Raw genomic sequence first — 17,338 nt, 5'->3', positions numbered from 1 at the left:
AGAATTTAGATGACAACAAATCATGTGGTGTTGGGAACGGGCGCGATTGGCCGCGCTGTGATGAATGAACTCGTCAGACGCGGTGAATCTGTGCGCATGGTGAACCGCTCTGGAAAAATGGACGAAGTCCCTGATGGGGTGGAAGTGGTGGCTGCGGATCTGTATGATCAGTCCAGGGTCAGGGAAGTGACGCTTGGTGCCAAGGTGGTGTATCAGGCTTCCCAGCCCGAGTACACACAATGGCCCGAAAAATTCCCGTCCCTGCAGAAGTCGATCATCGATGGGCTGACAGGAAATGATGTGAAATTGGTCCTCGTTGAAAACCTGTACATGTATGGAGACACCCAGGGCAAACCCATGACCGAGGACATGCCGCACAATGCCCATACAAAAAAGGGAAAGACTCGCAGCGAATTGAGCAAAGCCGCATTCGAAGCGCATTGTGCTGGGAAGTTGAAAGTGACTGCCGCGCGCGGCTCCGATTTCTTTGGCCCGTGGGGGCTGCCGACTGCGGCGATGGGCGAGCGCACGTTCTACCCGATGCTGCATGGCAAGGCGGCGGGGTTGGTTGGAAATATTGATGTTCCACACACACATACCTACGTGCCCGATTTCGGAAAAGCGCTGGTGGTTCTTGGTGAACGCCCTGAAGCGGATGGACAAGCCTGGCATGTGCCGAACGATAACCCGCATGTAACCCAACGGGAGATGGTGAAGATGATCGCGGCTGAAATGGGCATCCCAGCGAAGATGGGCGCGATGGGAAAAACGATGATGCGAATCGGCGGCTTGTTCATCCCTGAGGCGAAGGAAACTGTCGAAATGATGTATGAGTTCGAGCAGCCCTTTATTGTAGATTCAAGCAAATTCGAAAAGACATTTGATGTGAAAGCCACACCCATGAAGACGGCGATCAAAGAAGCGGTTGCCTGGTACAAGAGTCATCCTGAAAAGAAGTAACCAATAGATCACTGCTAAAGATTTCAGTGAGAAAAAAGCGAGGAGAGAGAAATGGCAATCGTAAATTCCATCATGGCAACTCTACATCACTTGTGCGCGTTCGTGCTGACCGCCTGTTTGATCTATGAATTTGTTGCTTATCGAAAAGGTCTGGGCGTTGAAGAGGCGCGCAGGATCCAGCGCGTGGATCTGGTCTACGGGATTTCAGCGGGCTTGCTGATCGCGGTCGGTTTGCTGCGCGTGTTCTTCTTTGAAAAAGGTTCGAACTTTTATTTCAACAACTATATTTTCTGGACGAAGATGGCATTGTTCACCATCGTCGGGCTGCTTTCAATTTACCCCACCGTTCGATTTATCAAATGGAATTCTGTCCTGTCTGAAAATCGTTCGCCTGAAATCCCCGAAGCTGAATTTAGGAATGTGCGCCTGATGTTGTGGCTGGAGCTGGCTGGGCTCGTGCTTATTTTGTTTGCTGCCCCGTTGATGGCGCGGGGAATCGGGATGCTGTAACCGAATCCATATAGGCTGTAAATTCGTTTCTAAATCTTTCGGATGAAAAGCGGGCCGCATTCTCAGATGCGGTCTTGCTGTTTAATTTCATCTTTTGGAATTGAAGAACCGCTTCGATCAAACTACGGGACGACTGCTCCTGAAACAACAGGCCTGTCTCTCCGTTTTGAATGATCTCCGCCGCGCCGCCCATTCCATAGGCGATGACTGGGCAGCCCGCCGCCTGTGCCTCGACCATTGCGATGCCAAAATCTTCAACGGCCATATATACGAATCCCATCGCGCGATTCATCAGGTCAGCGACAACTTCATCAGGTTGATGCCCGAGCAGTTTGATGTTTTCCTTCGCCAGCTTTTGCAGGTGCGGCATCTCAGGCCCATCACCGATGATGATGAGCGGCAGGTTCAATTCATTGAATGCGCGGACGATCTCAGCGGTCATTTTGTAGGGCACGAGTCGGGAAACGTGCAGGTAAAAATCACCGCGCTCTTTTGCGGGATCGAATCTGGAAATGTCCACAGGCGGGTAAATGACTTGTGATTCGCGCCCCCAGGCTTGCTGGATCTTCTGTGCCGTCCAGTGGGAGATGGCGAGCAGGTGGTCTGCTCGAGACGCTGATTCTCTGTCCCAACGGCGGAGCAGGCTCAGGGTTAGGCGTGCGGCGGCCCCGATCAGGGGCTTATCCAAATGATGGAGGTGCAGGTAATCATCCTGTAAATGCCAGGCGTAGCGCATCGGCGTGCAGACATATGAAATATGGATCTGATCCTTGCGCGTTTTGATCCCATGCGCGACCGCGTGCGAGATCGAAAGGATAACATCGTGACTGCGAACATTCATGCTTTCGATGGCGAGCGGCATGAGGGGGAGTAAACCGCGATAGAGTTTCTCGACTTGCGGAATCTTTTGCATAAAGGATGTCTTGACACTGCGATTTTCGAGCGGTGTGCCGATGAGGTTTTCGCTGTTGTGAATCAGCGCGTGTAGTTGGGCCTGCGGATATATGCCGAGGATCTCCGCGAGCAGGCGTTCGGAGCCGCCGAACACATTCAGCCATTCATGGATGATCGCAAGATTCATGAGCCGCCAAAGTGACAAAGTATTTCCTGCGTTTTTCCTGCTGACTCATCCCATGAAAATTTCGCGGCGTGTTTCAGTCCGCGCTCACGCAGGGTATCTGCAAGTGACCTATCTTCGAGGATGTTTCTCATTGAGTCTGCAAGTTCGCCTGGGTTGTGCGGGTCGATAAGCAATGCCGCATCCCCGAGTGATTCTGGGAAGACGCTGGTGTTCGAAGCAATGACAGGCGTGCCACAGGCCATGGCTTCAAGCGCGGTCAGGCCAAAGCCTTCGTAGGACGATGGGATGACAAAAGCGGCGGCGCCTGAATACAATGCAGGCAGGTCGTCATCGTGTACGTCGTAGACCACGTTTAATGTGCCGCCTACGGGTTGAAAAACCCTGCCTTTTGCGCCAGCGATGAAAAGTTCATGCGTTGTGATGTTCGCTTGTTTCCAGGCTTTCAACAGCCCGCCTAGGTTTTTTCTAGGCTCGATCGTGCCGACGAAAAGGAAATAGGGTTTTTGAATCCCGTATTTTGACTTCACTGCTTCAATTTGATTTTGTGCCTGCGGCTCAAAAGGTTTTCCGACTCCGTTATGAACGACATGAATCTTCTGTGCTGGAATTCCCAGATGAAGTTTCAACCGTTCGCGGGAAAAATTCGAAACGGTGATGATGGCTTTGACTCTGTGCGCGAGGATCTTCCACGAGAGCCGCGTCCATGCGGCGAAGGAGGGTTTGAACCATTCGGGGTGGTCGAACACACTCGCGTCGTGGATGGTGACCACTTGATTTTTTACGAACCACGGCCCTGCATTGGCGGGTGACCAGAGAATTTCATGGCGTTTCAGTTGATTGGGCAGAACGACCTGTTCCCAAAGATTCCCTGCAATTTGACCTGTTCCGTTTTGAGGTTGGATGATGCGATTCGCCTCCAGCCTTTTGCTGATCTCGCGGGCGTATCGTTCCACGCCTGTGATGCGGCGGGTGAGGCAGCGGCCGTTCGTGGCGATGTTACTCATCGGCGGCCTGCATTTGTCCCTGCCACAAACCAAGGGCGAGGCCTAGCATCATGCGGCCTGGCGCAAGCGACCAGAGATAATGATCGAAAAGCGCGATGACCCCAAACCCAGTCAGAAGTGCACCAGCGATGATCGCCTGCGGGGTGTTGGCGTTTACGATACTTTTTGCAATCAAAAACACGAGTGCAATGAGGATGACGATCCCGATCAACCCTAACTCGGAGAGAATCAGCAACGGGACGTTGTGAACTGGCTCGACGAAGTTGAATTCACCCGCCCGCTCTGCAAGTTGAATGACGAAGGATCCCGCACCGATGCCTGTCAACGGTTTTTCTTTTGCATAACTCAGTGCCTGCTGGTTGAGCCAGGTGCGGCCAACCAGTGAAGACTTTTCGATATTGGTTGTGGGAGAAGTTGTTCTACTAAGAAACAATTCTCGAAGGGGAATCATGACCGAAGCAAACACAATGAGGGAGAGGGAGATTGCAAACCATATTTTTTTTCTGTCGAGTAGTTTTGATTTCAATAGGAGTACCAAAAAGAAGGCGGCAAGCCCAAGCCATGCGGAGCGGGAAAATGTAACTGCAAGCAGGGCTGTACCGATCATTAGAAATGGCGTCACTATGAACCAGCTTGTTCTTTTACTGCTGAAAATAAAACCGACTGCCGCCGCAATTCCAAACAATGCGAAGCCTGCCAGAATATTTGGGTGCGGAAACAAACCGTATACCCGCAGGAAGTTTTCGTCATTTGCGAATTTCAAAATGCTGGCGCCTTTGGAGGTTGCATCGATCAAGCCTGGCCAGTGTAAATTGAGCGGTTTAAGAAATTGCGTGGATTGAGAGTTGAATTCGATGAAGCCAGCAAGAGCCTGAACAAGTAATGCAAGGGTTGTGCCAGCCAGAGCGCCGTTCCATGCTTTGGGTTGATCTTGCAGGGAAAGAATCAGCAGGGAGATCAGCCAGAAATGGGCTGCGATGTACAGGGATGTGCGCCAGTCCATGGACCAGGTTGCGCTGAGTGTGATCCACGCGCAAAGGGTGAAGATCAATTTGTGGAAAGGAAGAATCCTGGGCATTTCATTGGTTTGCACTTTTATAACAAGCCAGAGAATGATCGACAGGAATGCCAGCCCGTCGCTTATAAAAAAGAGGGCGTGATCGTAGGTGAAATAAACCTGCTCATGTTTGAATTCGAAGATGATCTTGTAATACCAAAATCCGAGGCTAAGTGGAAGCAGGCCAATAATGACGGCATGCACGTTTCGAATGAGTTTTATGCCGCGTTCACGCCTGAGAGCAGTAATGCCGAGTGTAAGCGTTGTGAACAATGAAAACATTGGGAAAAAGCCCCATGAAAAGGATTCGAATGGGTCAGTGGGTGGAACGATCGGCTTCTGGAAGGTGAAATCTGGATTCTCCCAAATTTGAATCCCATTTGGGAGATATTTGAAAAATTCCCAGCCGTTCTTTTTAAGCTCGGGGACGAATGCGCGTAAATTGACAAATCCCCAACGGACACCGTATTTGCCTGAGGCTTGCAAGATCGGTCCGATGGCTGGGATGCCTTCTTTTGCCCAATAGGCTGTGTCTATTTGGCCGATTCCACTTTCGCGCAATTCGGGGATGGTGCGCGCGGTGTGGTAGCTTCCATCGAGGGTGGCGGCTTTTTCGGTGAGCAGGTTGAGGTATGCGAACTGGTCGCCAAAACCAAAGGTAATGTAACGCCAGTAGGAATGATCTTCAGCAGCCATGAAATCGACGATGGGCTGCATGTCTATGGGGTCGGGCTGGGTGGGGAAAACCAGAGGCATGAACCAGAGCAGGGTTGCGGTCCCCGAAAAGAGGATGAATGCAAAGGCGGAGATCAATTTCCTTCGAAGCGTGGCAGGCATCGGCTTAAGCGCGAAGCGGCTCTTCATCCGCTTGAATCTTCGGAAGCGAATGAAAAGAATCCCGAGGAATGGAAGCAGGGTAAGGGATGCCCAAAATGCGAAGCGGTCGTACGTGAGCCATTCCCAGCCTTTGCCGAATAGGAGAGCGGGGAGCGTGGTTGTGCCGCCGAGGCCGAGGATGAAAAGGATGACAAAGGAAATTTGCAGGCCGAGAAAGCTCCTTTTCCAACCTCGAAAAATAAATGGGATGACGATCACGATGGGAAGATAAAAAGGCCAGAAAAAAATGAGCAGGGCGAATGGCTCGGCGATGAAGTTGTGACGTGAGAGGTGGTCAATGGGCGTTTGCATTTGCTGCTGTAGGCCCCATTTCCAGAAAGGCCAGATGACGGCGAGGCCAGCGGGGATCGCTGCCAGGGAAAATGCAGCAAGCCTGATGAAAAGCTTTTTCCAATTGTTTTTATTGAGCTGGTAAATCGTAATTGCGAAAATAAAAAATGGCTGGATCATCAATGTGGCATGATGTGCGGCCATGGTGGTTGCGGTAAACGAGACTGCCAGTAAAAAATTAAGCAGGCCTCCTTCGCGTAAAAACTTTGCGAGGGCGGCCATTCCGAAAAGCGTAATGAGCGTTGCGGTGAGGAATGGAAGCTGGCCGAAAATATGCGCTGTGACATAAATGGGAAGCAAAATGGCCGATGTAATGGCGGCGTAGGAAGATGCGTTTCTGCCTGTGAAGATCCTGCTGAATGTGTAAATGCCCAGCGGAAATAAGGTTGTGACGACCCATAGAATCAGGGCATAGGCCTTGTCGAAGCCGAGAATGGGAATGAAGATGGCGATGAGTTGATGCACGAGCGGCGGATACGAAACCACGCTGAAACCTGTGTACCAGCGCGTTTCCCACAAGGAGAACCAATCTCTCGCATAATGGTCGGCGAAAAACATGTGGGTGAAGGCGTCGTAGCTTAAGCGGTAGCGCGCAGTGAGGATGAAGAATCCGTGCAGCAGGAAAGCGAACAGAACGGCGAGAAGTACGCGGCGCGGGATCATGAAAGCTTCATTTCCTTGTGCGGTACGATGATCCGCTTTTGGCTGCTGCATGTTTCAAGCGCGTGATTGAATGCCTGGATGTAATGTCTGCATGTTTCGCTGGGGGTTAGTTTTTGGATCGCATTGAGATTGTGCGCGGTTTGTTGTTTGCGAAGTTCACGGTTTTTGAGCAATTCATGCAGGGAATTCTTCAGGCTTGGTACATTTCCATTTTCAAAGAATTGGATTTGCAGGTTGTTTTCTTTTGCCAGATATTTGTGTTCGTTTAAGTCTGATGCAACGATAGCGCGCCCCCAGGTGGCGGATTGATACAAGACGCTGGATGATCCCGTTGAGGCTGTATATGGCAGGACGACGATCTGCGCACTCTGGAACAGTTCCTTGACTTGTTCTTCGGGAACCTGCCCCAGCCAGCGGATGTTATTTGATGCGTCGCATTTTTTTCTAAGATCATTTGAATAATTCGGGAAGCGGGTATGTTCTGCCCCTGCAATGGAAAGACGTAAATTTGGGAATTCGAGCTTTAGTTCCTTGAAGGCTTCGAGCAGGATTTCCAATCCTTTAAATGGGGCGAGCGTGGTGAAGAATAATAGCTCCTGTTCGTCGGTCTCTTCCAAAAGTTCGGGCTCGTGATAGGAGCCGATCGGGATGTGCGTGCAGTTGATGTGGCGGGCGGAAAGCCAGTCTACGTAGTGTTGCATGGTGAGGCAGACCAGGTCGGCTTGTGTTGCGACCTCCGTCAGGAGCCGTGCGCCGAGAGGGGCGAGAAAACCGCCAGGTGCATTGAGCGCGCGTAGGTCGGCGAGTTCCACAAGTTCATGCAGAGTGACAATGGTTGGGAGTCCCATTTTCCGCGTGAGCATGGGCGTGAACATTGCCGATAAATTCGCCAGTGGTGATTTGCCAAAGACACTTGCGCCGAGGTTGAACCAGACCAGGTCGGGCTTCAGGTGCTTCAAGCGTGAGAGGATGATCTTGCGTGTTTTCAGATCGTCGGGCTGCCAGCAATAATCGATCTCGGCGTGATTCAACACAGGGGTGTGGTCACTGCCAGCCTTCGCGCCTGCGAGGACGGTGATGCGTGAAAATAGACCTGACTTTTCGATTGCCCTTGTGATATGGAATCCGTATTGTCCAATACCTGTGATCGTTGGAGGAAACGGGCTGACTACGGTTAGATGCATAAGAGGCTGGGATTATTCCATTAATATGCGAATTAGACAACGTGTATCCATATAAATGTACGTTGCGGGATTTTCACTTGCAAAGTATATTTCATCTTCTATATCATGAACTTGAAACAGGCTATTCTCGAGACTTTGGCGTATTCCGATGTGTTCGATCACCCGCTGACTTTGGGTGAACTCCACAAATTTTTGGTTGCTTCTGCGCCGCAAGATGAGATCGAGAAATGCGCTGCAGGCATGGATGCTGTGGCTTGCAAAGATGGTTATTACTTCCTTGCTCACCGCACAGAGATTTTGGATATTCGACAGACGCGTGAAGTCCATTCACAAAAAGCCTTCAAGCGTGCCGTGTTTTACGGGCGTATTCTTGGCCGCCTGCCGTTCATCCGCATGGCGGCATTGACTGGCTCTCTCGCCATGCTCAACCTATCGAAAAATAGCGACATGGATTATTTGATCGTCGCCAGGCATGGACGGGTGTGGACGGCTCGGGCTTTTGCCTTGCTGTTGGATCGGATTGCGCGTCTTTTTGGCGATGTCATTTGCCCGAACGTGATCGTTTCCGAACGGACACTTGAGTGGAACACGAGGAATATTTACGCCGCCCGTGAATTCGCGCAGATGATTCCCATCAGTGGGATGGATGTGTATCGCCGCCTGATCGAGGTCAATGCGTGGGTGACTGATTTTTTGCCCAATGCTTTTCCGAGTGTTGATAGGTTCGAGACAGGCTCGAACCCCAACCGCCGCAATCTCTTTGAATTTTTCTTCAACGGGAAATTAGGTGATCGCTTTGAACAATGGGAGATGGATCGCAAGATCGCCCGCTTCAAAAAACAGCAAGGCTATGGCGCAGAGACGAATTTTTCCGCAGATATTTGCCAGGGCAATTTTGACCATCACGGCTTATGGGCGTTGAAAGCTCTTGAAGATCGGTTGATCGGTTTACAGGTTGAAAAATGACACAGATCCTTTTTGGACAATCTTATTATCTGCGTTTCGACCCCAAACTTTGGGATGCGATGATGCCTTATCCGCCTCTCGGCACTTTGTACGCGGCCAGTTACATCCGCTCGCGTGGATATGACGTAGCGCTCTTCGATGCCATGTTGGCCGAGTCGGAGGAGGAGGGGCCAAGTCACTGGATGAACACAAGCCGAAATATGCGGTCATTTTTGAAGATAACTTCAATTATCTTTCCAAGATGTGCCTGCTGCGGATGCGTGAAGCGGCGTTCACGATGATCCAAATGGCGAAGGAACACGGATGCGTGGTCATCTTGTGCGGGGCGGATGCGACCGATCATTATGATCAATATCTCGAACGCGGCGCGGATTACTGCCTGCTTGGTGAAGGGGAGGAGACTCTCGCAGAATTGCTGGATCAGTTATCGGGTCAGCGGGATGCGGGATTTTCATCGATTCTAGGATTAGCGTATGCTGACGAAGGACAATCTTCCGTCGTCAAAAATATGCGTCGACCCGATATCAAGGAACTTGATTCTCTTCCGTTTCCTGCCTGGGATCTGGTGGATGTTCAAAAATACAAAATGCTTTGGCGTGAGCGGCACGGATATTTTTCGATGAATATGGTGACGACACGTGGATGCCCGTATCATTGTAACTGGTGCGCCAAGCCGATCTGGGGTCAGCGTTATAACTCGCGTTCGCCTGAGAATGTGGCCGCGGAAATGAAATGGTTGAAGGAAAATTTTGCACCCGATCACATTTGGTTTGCCGATGATATTTTGGGATTGAAGCCGAATTGGGTGGAAAGATTCGCGGAATTGCTACATGAGTTGAATGCTGTCATCCCGTTCAAATGTTTGAAACGGGCGGACCTTGTGACGGAGAAAACTGCGTTGGCGTTGGCGAAGGCGGGCTGTAAAACTGTGTGGATTGGTGCCGAATCAGGTTCGCAGAAAATTTTGGATGCGATGGATAAAGGGGACAAGGTGGAGGATATTTACCTTGCCGCGCATCTGCTGCACGAAAATAAAATCGAGGTTGGTTTCTTTTTGCAATTTGGTTACCCTGGCGAAAGCTGGGCCGATGTGCAAAAAACCTTGAAAATGGTGCGCGAATGTATGCCCGATGATATTGGCATTTCGGTTTCATATCCACTGCCTGGCACGAAGTTTTTTCGAGCGCGTGAAAATGGAATTGGGCGAGAAGCAGAACTGGGTGGATTCGGATGACCTCGCCATGCTTTATCGCGGACCGTTTCCGCAGGATTTTTATCGGGTGCTGCACGGACGGGTCCATCATGAATTCCGCATGCGCCGCGCATGGCGAAAACGAGATATGCGGGGAATTATCCGCTCTCCATACTATTTGCTTGGTATTTTGAAGAGTGATCTGCAATTGCATAGATTTACTTCGACCCAATCTGCCGACTTAACAATACGCTGATATATTGAACCGCTGATTTACTGAATTTGGAGACCTATGCCCCTGATTAACCCTGCTTTTCAGATTGTTGCTGACGCCTACGACCGTAATGCCGATAAGTACGATGAATTCATCGAGAACAATCCCAATCTCATGCGGATGCGTCAGCGTGTGTATAAATTCATCACGGCGCGGCTGCCAAAAGGTTCACGCATTCTCGACCTTGCCTGTGGCACTGGCACCGATGCGGTCTGGCTTGCGCAAAATGGATATTCCGTGTTCGGTGTGGATATTTCGGGTGAAATGCTTGAGCGCGCAAAACAAAAAGCGAAGGACTTGAATCTACAAGACCGTTTGTCCTTCGAGCAATTATCCTACACCGATTTGAAGGAAGCCAATATTGGCCGCTTCGACCTGACCTTCTCCAACTTTGGCGGTTTGAATTGTGTTGCCGATATGAAACTTGTAGCCGATAGCGTTCGTCCGTTGATGAATCAAGGCGGGCGTGTGGTTTGGGCGCTCATGCCCCCATTTTGCTTGTGGGAATCAGCCATGCTCCTGCGCGGAAAATTCAAACTTGCCACCCGTCGTTTTGCTGGCAAATCCACAGTGTTTAAGGAAGGCTTGAATTACCCTGTTTTTTACTACACCCCCAAACAGGTAGCCAAAGCATGGGGCAATGAATATCACCTCGAAACAGTCGAGGCACTTTCGGTCATCACTCCGCCCGCCACGAATAAAGAATTCGCCCTTAAGCGTCCGCATTTGTTTGAAACTCTCAGTAAGCTCGATGATGTGCTGGCATCAAGATTCCCGTTCAAATATTGGGGTGATTTTACGATCGTGTCTCTTGTGGCTTCAAACGGCATAAGTCGCTGATTTCAGATTTGGAGACTTTACTCCCCGTGGCCGCGTCAATACGGCGAAATTCATTCTGGCTTTTGCTTGCGCGTTTCACGGCGCAGACGCTTGCGATTTTGTTTACGGCCGTCATTGCGCGCAAACTGGGCGTGGATGATTTTGGAAAATTCTCGTTCATCGCTTCCCTTGTTTTGATCGGCAATACATTCACCAATTTTGGCACAGACACATTTCTTGTCCGCGAGATCGCGCGTGCGGGACGGATTACTGAAATTGCGGCGCAGGCGCTAAGTTTGCAGTTGCTGCTTTCGTTGTTGTATTGCCTTGCGATGATTGCCTTCCGCAATGCACCTCTGTTATTCTATTCTCTTGCGCTTTTTCCGCTGGCAATTTTTTCCGTCAATAACGCCTTACTGCGCGCTTTGAATCGCATGGATTTATTTTGGCGGCTCAGCCTCTTGAATGGCGCGATCCAAATTCTGGCTGCTTTTCTTGCTGCGGATGTCCTGACTTTGTGCCTTTTTCTTTTCATCGGGCAGATTCTCCTTTCAGCCGTTTCCTACTCGATCTGCCGCTCCTCCCTGCCGACCTTCAACCTGTTTCCCATTAAGAGATTTGACCCCATCCTCAAGTTGCTTCTCCCTTTTGCCGCGTTGACGATTCTGTTGGTCTTGATCCAGCGGCTTGGTATTTTATTTGTCTCAGCCATACTGGATGACGCGGCAACAGGGTTATTTTCTTCCATCACCCGCGTGGTGGATGGACTCAAGTTTGGACATTACGCCATTTTGGGTGCCTTGCTCCCTGCGCTTTCAAGCGGCAACTCCGCTTCGTGGAATAGTTTCCGCAGGGCTTTTATCCTTTTGATGGCGGTTAGCCTGTTTTTCTCTGCTATATTAACCTTTCTTGCCAGCCCGATCATTTTGCTTTTGTATGGGAAAGATTTTATTCAAGCGTCGTCTTTGCTTGTTTTACTCGGTTGGAGTTTACTTCCGTACACGATTTCTTCTTTCGTTTCCTACAGCCTCATTGTCCGTGGATATGAATCTGATGTGGTTAAATCTGCCTTGGTTTCGCTTTTTGGAAACGTCATTCTATATCTGGCTCTGATTCCATTTGCTGGATTGCGCGGGGCGATCTGGTCTGCCCTGATCGGTGAATGCCTTCAGGCGTCTGTGTTTACAGTTTATTATCTCAGGAGGATTACGAATTTATGAACCTTGATGACCCCATTCTTACGCCAGTTGAACTTCTTGCATATCGTCGTGCAGCGAAGTCTTTGCAGAATTTTCCCCCGCCTGAAACGGTCATTTTCGTGCCACAAAAAAGCCTCGCCGATTATGTCCTTCGGAAATATTGGGTCAGGCAGGTGAAGGGATTTTTAGGCAGTTTTTACCTGCTTAAAAAAAGCAATGGGAGGGTTGCCTTTTCCGCTGGGTTTGGCATAGGGTCACCTGTCATCGCTGGACTGACAGATGAATTCGTTGCGCTGGGTGTTCGCCGCTTTGCATTGATCGGCATGGCGGGTGGGTTGCAGGAGAATCTTTCAGCGGGGAGTCTGATTCTTTCAACAGGAGCAATTCGCGGCGAGGGAGTGACGCGGCATTATCTTCCCGAGGCAGAATCTGTGGAGGCGTCTCAAGAAATGGCGGAGGGAGTGGGGGCAATTCTTTCAAAACGGAATCACTCGTATTTTCACGGTCTCACATGGACAACGGATGCCCCTTTTCGTGAGTTACGCAGGGATGTGCTTGCCTATCAACAGCGTGGTGTTTTGGCGGTGGATATGGAGGCGGCGGCCATGTACGCGGTTGCAAAAGCAAATGGATTGCCCGCATTGGCTGCCTTTTCCATTTCAGATTCGCTGGCTGGCGGCAGGTGGAGCATGTCTGGCGATTTGCGTCCTGCGCAGGCTGGCCTGTCTGCTTTATTTGAGGCCGTCCTCGAGTTTGCCTCTGCACCCTTGGCCTGACAACTTTCCCCGTTTTTCTGCGTATACTATCTTGGACTTTTCTTTTCGTTCGAACAGTAATAAACTAAATTCGAAATCCGCATTTCAAGGAGAACTTAATTATGAACAAACAAGGTCGTACACAACTCGCACTGGGTGTCCTCCTGATTCTGCTGGGCGCCTGGTTCCTGCTGGATAGAACAATGCCAGCATTTCACAGTTTTTTCGATAAATATACCGAATGGCCCACCAACATGCTGTTGATCGGCGGCGCGATTTTCATCGTCGGTTTGGTTTTGGGTCAGCCTGGTTTGTCTGTCCCTGCGGCGATTGTGGCGGGGATCGGCGGCATTTTCTATTATCAGGAAATGACCAGAGACTCTGGTTCATGGTCTTACATGTGGGCGCTCATTCCGGGCTTTGTGGGGGTCGGCACGGTGTTGCAGGGTTTGCTCGGTGAGAATACCGCCTACAACCTGCGGCGCGGCTTGAATTTGATGGTCGTAAGTGCAGTGCTCTTCCTCGTGTTTTCGGCATTCCTCGGCGGCTGGAATGTGCTTGGCAATTACGGCGCTCCGATCCTGCTGATCCTGCTCGGCGTGTATGTGTTGGGACGCGGCCTATATCGTTCCTTCCGAAACCGAAGCGAGGAGGAATAACATGCGCCGCAGTCAATTATTCTGGGGTTCGGTCCTCTTGTTGTGGGGGCTGCTATTACTTGTCGATGCCATGGGCGTAAGGCTCCCGAACGGCTCCTCGATTTCCAGTCTCTTCTGGCCAATTGGTCTATTATTGGCGGGCGGCTGGATCTTGTTTGGTGTATTTATGCGCGGCAAGATCGAGGATGAAAACGCCTCGATCGATCTTCAAGGCGCTTCATCTGCCAGCGTGCGAATCAATCACGGCGCGGGTGAGTTGAAGATCCACAGCGGCGCGGCTTCGAATGAGATCATGCATGGCACGTTCTCTGGCGGGTTGGATCAAAAAGCCTCTCGAAACGGTGACAGTCTCGAGGTCCGCATGAGACCCGCAAAAGATTTTGTCGACTTCCCCTTCTTTGGCCCTCAAAATCGCCTCGATTGGGACGTCGCTCTGAATGCAGACATCCCCACTGCGCTGACCATGAATCTCGGTGCGAACAAAGCCACGCTGGATTTGCGCGACATGAATATCACTGACTTGAAACTGGAAACGGGTGCCAGCGAAACAAAGCTGACTCTGCCATCGCGCGGCCGCTTCCGCGCCGACCTCGATCTTGGTGCGGCTTCCCTTGAAGTGATCATCCCCGAAGGACTCTCCGCTCGAATCCGCACTTCCGTTGGCGCTGTTGATTTGAAAGTGGACGAGATGCGCTTTCCGCGCAATGGCGGTTATTATCAATCGCAAGACTTTGACACCGCCGCCAATTCCGTTGACCTGACCGTGGATGCAGGCGCGGCTTCGATAAAGATCAAATAGCGAGGTATGAAATGAAAAGGTTTGATCCAAATATCGTTTTTGGTTTTCTGCTGTTGGTGGGCGGCGGTTTGGCGCTGGCACAGACCATGGGTTATCTTGAGAATGCAACAGGCCTTTTTTGGGGCGGCACGTTCCTTGCGATTGGCCTAGTCTTTCTCACCCTTCTTTTTGGCGGACATTGGTGGGCGGCTTTTCCCGGTTTCACCCTTGTGGGCCTTGGCGCTCTGATACTTCTGCCTGAATCTCTTGATGATTTTGGCGGGGCACTTTTCCTCGGCAGCATTGGCTTGTCATTTTGGTATGTGTACTTCACGGATCGCGCGGATCGATGGTGGGCGATCATTCCAGCCTGTGTGCTCTCTGCCCTGGCGGTGATGATCGTTGCCGCCGAAAGATATGAAGACCTGGGCGGGGCGATCTTCCTTGGCGGTATTGGCATTGCCTTCCTCATCGTCTTCCTCACAGATCGTGACGGGCGTTGGTGGGCATTGATCCCCGCCGGGGTATTGGCTACGCTCGCAGTGGTCACCATTGCCGCGGAACGTTTTGGTGAATTCCAAACCGCTGGCATTTTCTTTTTTGGGCTTGCGATCACATTCCTGCTTGTGGCGGTTTTGGCAGGCATGCGCTGGGCTTACTGGCCTGCACTTGGTCTCGGCATCATGGGCTTGCTCGGTATCGTCTCACTGTTGGAAGTGGCAAATTATCTTTGGGCAGTGGTTATGATCATAGCGGGCGGTTTCATGCTCTTCCGTTATTTCTCCAGCCGAAGTTCGTAGAAATTTTTTCTCGAAAAATAAAAATGCCTCCGCGGTCGCGGAGGCATTTTCGTGTCTGTGACTGATTCTATTTTTCTTCAACGACTTCTATGCCAGGAAAAAATTGATGGACCGTTCCTGCCACCCAGCCGTGCAGGGTGGAGGGGAGCAACGGACAGTTCAGGCAGGCTCCGCCGAGATGGACTCGAAGGGTCTTGCCGTCAAACGATCCAAACTCTACCGTGCCGCCGTGGAACTGCTCCACATAGGCGCTGAGTTTTTCAAGCAAAACCACGCAGTTGAGCTTCCTGAGTCTTGATTTCTGGTGCGACCATGGCTTTACTCCCGTTTATCTTGATTGGTTGAATTCAAAAGGGCCTGAACCTGAGTGCGCGCGTTCTTCCAACGTGATGATACTACATTTGCAAGGCGATCCATAATGATCTTTCCAGTTTCGGGATGGTCTCGTACCAGTGCCAGTAAATGGCTGCCGCGAATGCGTATGGTCTCGATCTCGGTTTCGCTCACAAGGCTTGATGTGTAGTGTGTGCTTCCGAGCACGGCCGACCAGCCAAAGACATCCCCGCCCGCAGGCGGGTCAATGTGATAGGCGGGGTATCGTAAGGTTTGAAGCGAATGATAACTTCACCTTTGATGAGCAAATACAAATAACTTGCCGGTTCGCCCTGCTCGAAGATCGTTGTATTCGCAGGGCGGATAAATTGCTCAAAAAGTGGTTTGAGCAGGGCTATTTGTGCTGGGTCAAGGTTTTCAAAAAGTGGGATGTTTGGCAAGATATCAAGCATTTATAGCATGGTAACCAATGTCTCTACAACTATCCAGTATCAAATATCATAAACTTGATGACATTTTTCCTCTTTCAGAATGTGACATTTTTCCTCGGTTATACTTTGTGAAATAAGTAATTTTCCAAGGTTTGACCTCTTCAAAGATAAGATGACTGAAATAAGCAAACTCTCCTCACTCGAAAGGCTGTTGCTTGGAATCGATAAGCCTGCTACGCTTGATCTTGTTGAACCACTTCGAAAAGGTTTGATCTGCCCAAAATGTAATATAGGTAAACTCGACTATAACGGACTGCTGCAATTGGAGTGCCCCGCATGTGGTTTTGTTAATGGTGAAGGCGGCGGGTGTACCTGATAAATTTCCGTTTGTCCCGTGCGGGCAAATATTATTGGATGTGAACAATGACAGAATCTCTTCAACCTTCCCAGCCTCCTACAGCACGATTCATGGCTGGTTTAATGATCGGTGTCGGATTGATCGCAGTGGGGATCATGTTCTTCATGCTGCTAAGGGCAGTCCCCGTCAAAGTGGATTATGCCGCTCCTGATCTTGATCTCGTCGATCTTTCGGGAAAGGATGTCTCTCTCGATGATTATTTGGGGAGCGTGGTATTGGTCAACCTTTGGGCAACCTGGTGCCCGCCATGTAGGGAGGAAATGCCCACCCTGCAAACCTTCTATGAGAAATATAAGGATGATGGATTTGTCCTGCTTGCCATTGACCAGGAAGAGACTCGCGAAGTTGTTGAGCCGTTCATAAATGAATTTGGATTGACCTTCCCCGTCTGGCTGGATATCGATTATCTGGCTCAGCGTGAATTTAAAACGATGAATCTTCCCAGTTCTTATGTGATCGACCGTGAGGGGAGGGTCCGCCTGATGTGGATCGGCGGAATCTCAAAACGAAACCTTGAAAAATATGTACCTGATCTGATTAAGGAGTAAACAGAAAATGGATGTGATACTAAATTGGAAGGGCAGAATGTTATTTGAAGGGGTGGGTGGTTCGGGGTTTGTGCAGAAACTGGATACGGACGCTTCCGTCGGCGGCGATGATAGCGGTGCCCGCCCAATGGAATTCATCGCGCTTGGGCTGGCGGGTTGCACCGCCATGGATGTCATCTCCATTTTACAGAAGAAGAAACAGCCTGTTTCTGATTTCAAAGTTCAGCTTCATGCCGAGCGGGCGGATGAACATCCCAAGGTGTTCACGGAGGCAATAATCGAATATCTCGTGACAGGCAGTGATGTTGATGAGGCTGCCTTGTTGCGCGCTATCGAGCTTTCTGCCGAAAAGTATTGCCCCGCGCAGGCCATGCTTTCCAAGGCATTCCCCATTCGGATGACATATAAGATATTGAATGACAGCGGGGAAGTTATCAACGAAGGCGAATACTTCGCAAAACATGAATCGGTTTGATGAAT

Annotated in this window: 21 protein-coding genes; 14 read left to right on the top strand and 7 right to left on the bottom strand. The window is 50.5% G+C overall.

Annotation, left to right across the window (positions count from 1 at the left end; genetic code table 11):
- Positions 1–9 precede the first annotated feature (9 nt).
- Complete coding sequence (locus tag IPI86_RS09545) at positions 10–960, top strand: NAD(P)H-binding protein (protein WP_345297772.1); 951 nt, start codon at positions 10–12, stop codon at positions 958–960.
- Positions 961–1,011: 51 nt separating this feature from the next.
- Positions 1,012–1,470, top strand: coding sequence for a DUF2214 family protein (locus IPI86_RS09540; RefSeq protein WP_345297771.1), 459 nt, complete (start codon positions 1,012–1,014; stop codon positions 1,468–1,470).
- On the opposite strand, the gene IPI86_RS09535 is transcribed toward IPI86_RS09540, so the two are convergent.
- Genes IPI86_RS09535 through IPI86_RS09520 form a run of 4 tightly spaced genes read right to left on the bottom strand, consistent with a single transcriptional unit; the run spans position 1,421 to position 7,686 of the window.
- Positions 1,421–2,551 carry a glycosyltransferase gene (locus IPI86_RS09535; protein ID WP_345297770.1) on the bottom strand — a complete coding sequence of 377 codons (1,131 nt, stop codon included), beginning with the start codon at positions 2,549–2,551 and terminating at the stop codon, positions 1,421–1,423. The two genes, IPI86_RS09540 and IPI86_RS09535, sit on opposite strands and share 50 nt — an antisense overlap.
- A complete protein-coding gene (locus IPI86_RS09530; protein WP_345297769.1) occupies positions 2,548–3,555 on the bottom strand; it encodes a glycosyltransferase family 1 protein in 1,008 nt (335 codons plus the stop codon). The genes IPI86_RS09535 and IPI86_RS09530 overlap by 4 nt, the downstream gene beginning before the upstream one ends.
- Positions 3,548–6,502 carry an O-antigen ligase family protein gene (locus IPI86_RS09525; RefSeq protein ID WP_345297768.1) on the bottom strand — a complete coding sequence of 985 codons (2,955 nt, stop codon included), beginning with the start codon at positions 6,500–6,502 and terminating at the stop codon, positions 3,548–3,550. Before IPI86_RS09525 ends, IPI86_RS09530 begins: the two co-directional genes overlap by 8 nt.
- Positions 6,499–7,686 (bottom strand): glycosyltransferase, encoded by a 1,188-nt coding sequence (locus IPI86_RS09520; protein WP_345297767.1) that lies wholly within the window; start codon positions 7,684–7,686, stop codon positions 6,499–6,501. Before IPI86_RS09520 ends, IPI86_RS09525 begins: the two co-directional genes overlap by 4 nt.
- 105 nt (positions 7,687–7,791) lie before the next feature.
- Between IPI86_RS09520 and IPI86_RS09515 the strand changes: the two genes are divergently transcribed.
- From IPI86_RS09515 to IPI86_RS09470, 10 genes are all read left to right on the top strand, one after another.
- Positions 7,792–8,652 (top strand): hypothetical protein, encoded by an 861-nt coding sequence (locus tag IPI86_RS09515; RefSeq protein ID WP_345297766.1) that lies wholly within the window; start codon positions 7,792–7,794, stop codon positions 8,650–8,652.
- Positions 8,649–8,933, top strand: coding sequence for a hypothetical protein (locus tag IPI86_RS09510; RefSeq protein ID WP_345297765.1), 285 nt, complete (start codon positions 8,649–8,651; stop codon positions 8,931–8,933). Before IPI86_RS09515 ends, IPI86_RS09510 begins: the two co-directional genes overlap by 4 nt.
- Positions 8,909–9,886 (top strand): radical SAM protein, encoded by a 978-nt coding sequence (locus tag IPI86_RS09505; RefSeq protein ID WP_345297764.1) that lies wholly within the window; start codon positions 8,909–8,911, stop codon positions 9,884–9,886. The genes IPI86_RS09510 and IPI86_RS09505 overlap by 25 nt, the downstream gene beginning before the upstream one ends.
- Entirely contained in the window at positions 9,873–10,100 is a 228-nt protein-coding gene (locus IPI86_RS09500) for a hypothetical protein (RefSeq protein ID WP_345297763.1), read from the top strand. The genes IPI86_RS09505 and IPI86_RS09500 overlap by 14 nt, the downstream gene beginning before the upstream one ends.
- A 36-nt stretch (positions 10,101–10,136) precedes the next feature.
- Positions 10,137–10,958 (top strand): methyltransferase domain-containing protein, encoded by an 822-nt coding sequence (locus tag IPI86_RS09495; RefSeq protein ID WP_345297762.1) that lies wholly within the window; start codon positions 10,137–10,139, stop codon positions 10,956–10,958.
- Between the two features lie 26 nt (positions 10,959–10,984).
- Positions 10,985–12,157, top strand: a complete 1,173-nt coding sequence (locus IPI86_RS09490; RefSeq protein ID WP_345297761.1) for an oligosaccharide flippase family protein — start codon at positions 10,985–10,987, stop codon at positions 12,155–12,157.
- Positions 12,154–12,912, top strand: a complete 759-nt coding sequence (locus IPI86_RS09485; protein ID WP_345297760.1) for a nucleoside phosphorylase — start codon at positions 12,154–12,156, stop codon at positions 12,910–12,912. The genes IPI86_RS09490 and IPI86_RS09485 overlap by 4 nt, the downstream gene beginning before the upstream one ends.
- 101 nt (positions 12,913–13,013) lie before the next feature.
- The gene (locus IPI86_RS09480; protein WP_345297759.1) at positions 13,014–13,550 is read left to right on the top strand and encodes a hypothetical protein; all 537 of its coding nucleotides are present in this window, start codon (positions 13,014–13,016) and stop codon (positions 13,548–13,550) included.
- A 1-nt stretch (position 13,551) separates the two neighbouring features.
- A complete protein-coding gene (locus IPI86_RS09475; RefSeq protein ID WP_345297758.1) occupies positions 13,552–14,349 on the top strand; it encodes a hypothetical protein in 798 nt (265 codons plus the stop codon).
- 11 nt (positions 14,350–14,360) lie between these two features.
- Positions 14,361–15,128, top strand: coding sequence for a hypothetical protein (locus tag IPI86_RS09470; RefSeq protein WP_345297757.1), 768 nt, complete (start codon positions 14,361–14,363; stop codon positions 15,126–15,128).
- 67 nt (positions 15,129–15,195) lie between these two features.
- Here IPI86_RS09470 and IPI86_RS09465 read toward each other — a convergent pair whose 3' ends face one another.
- The 3 genes from IPI86_RS09465 to IPI86_RS09455 are packed head-to-tail and all read right to left on the bottom strand — an operon-like array spanning position 15,196 to position 15,913.
- A complete protein-coding gene (locus IPI86_RS09465; RefSeq protein ID WP_345297756.1) occupies positions 15,196–15,402 on the bottom strand; it encodes a NifU family protein in 207 nt (68 codons plus the stop codon).
- A 44-nt stretch (positions 15,403–15,446) separates the two neighbouring features.
- Positions 15,447–15,635, bottom strand: coding sequence for a hypothetical protein (locus tag IPI86_RS09460; RefSeq protein WP_345297755.1), 189 nt, complete (start codon positions 15,633–15,635; stop codon positions 15,447–15,449).
- Positions 15,632–15,913 (bottom strand): cyclic nucleotide-binding domain-containing protein, encoded by a 282-nt coding sequence (locus IPI86_RS09455; RefSeq protein ID WP_345297754.1) that lies wholly within the window; start codon positions 15,911–15,913, stop codon positions 15,632–15,634. Before IPI86_RS09455 ends, IPI86_RS09460 begins: the two co-directional genes overlap by 4 nt.
- A gap of 402 nt (positions 15,914–16,315) precedes the next feature.
- On the opposite strand from IPI86_RS09455, the gene IPI86_RS09450 reads away from it, so the two are divergent.
- Both IPI86_RS09450 and IPI86_RS09445 read left to right on the top strand, forming a co-directional pair.
- Positions 16,316–16,858 carry a TlpA disulfide reductase family protein gene (locus tag IPI86_RS09450; protein WP_345297753.1) on the top strand — a complete coding sequence of 181 codons (543 nt, stop codon included), beginning with the start codon at positions 16,316–16,318 and terminating at the stop codon, positions 16,856–16,858.
- A 7-nt stretch (positions 16,859–16,865) separates the two neighbouring features.
- Entirely contained in the window at positions 16,866–17,333 is a 468-nt protein-coding gene (locus tag IPI86_RS09445; protein ID WP_345297752.1) for an OsmC family protein, read from the top strand.
- Positions 17,334–17,338 lie beyond the last annotated feature (5 nt).

It is taken from the genome of Candidatus Villigracilis affinis, assembly GCF_016705895.1.
Classification (GTDB): Bacteria; Chloroflexota; Anaerolineae; order Anaerolineales; family Villigracilaceae; genus Villigracilis; species Villigracilis affinis.
The sequence above is the reverse complement of the archived record's forward strand: the minus strand, read 5'-3'. Positions and strand labels throughout refer to the sequence as shown.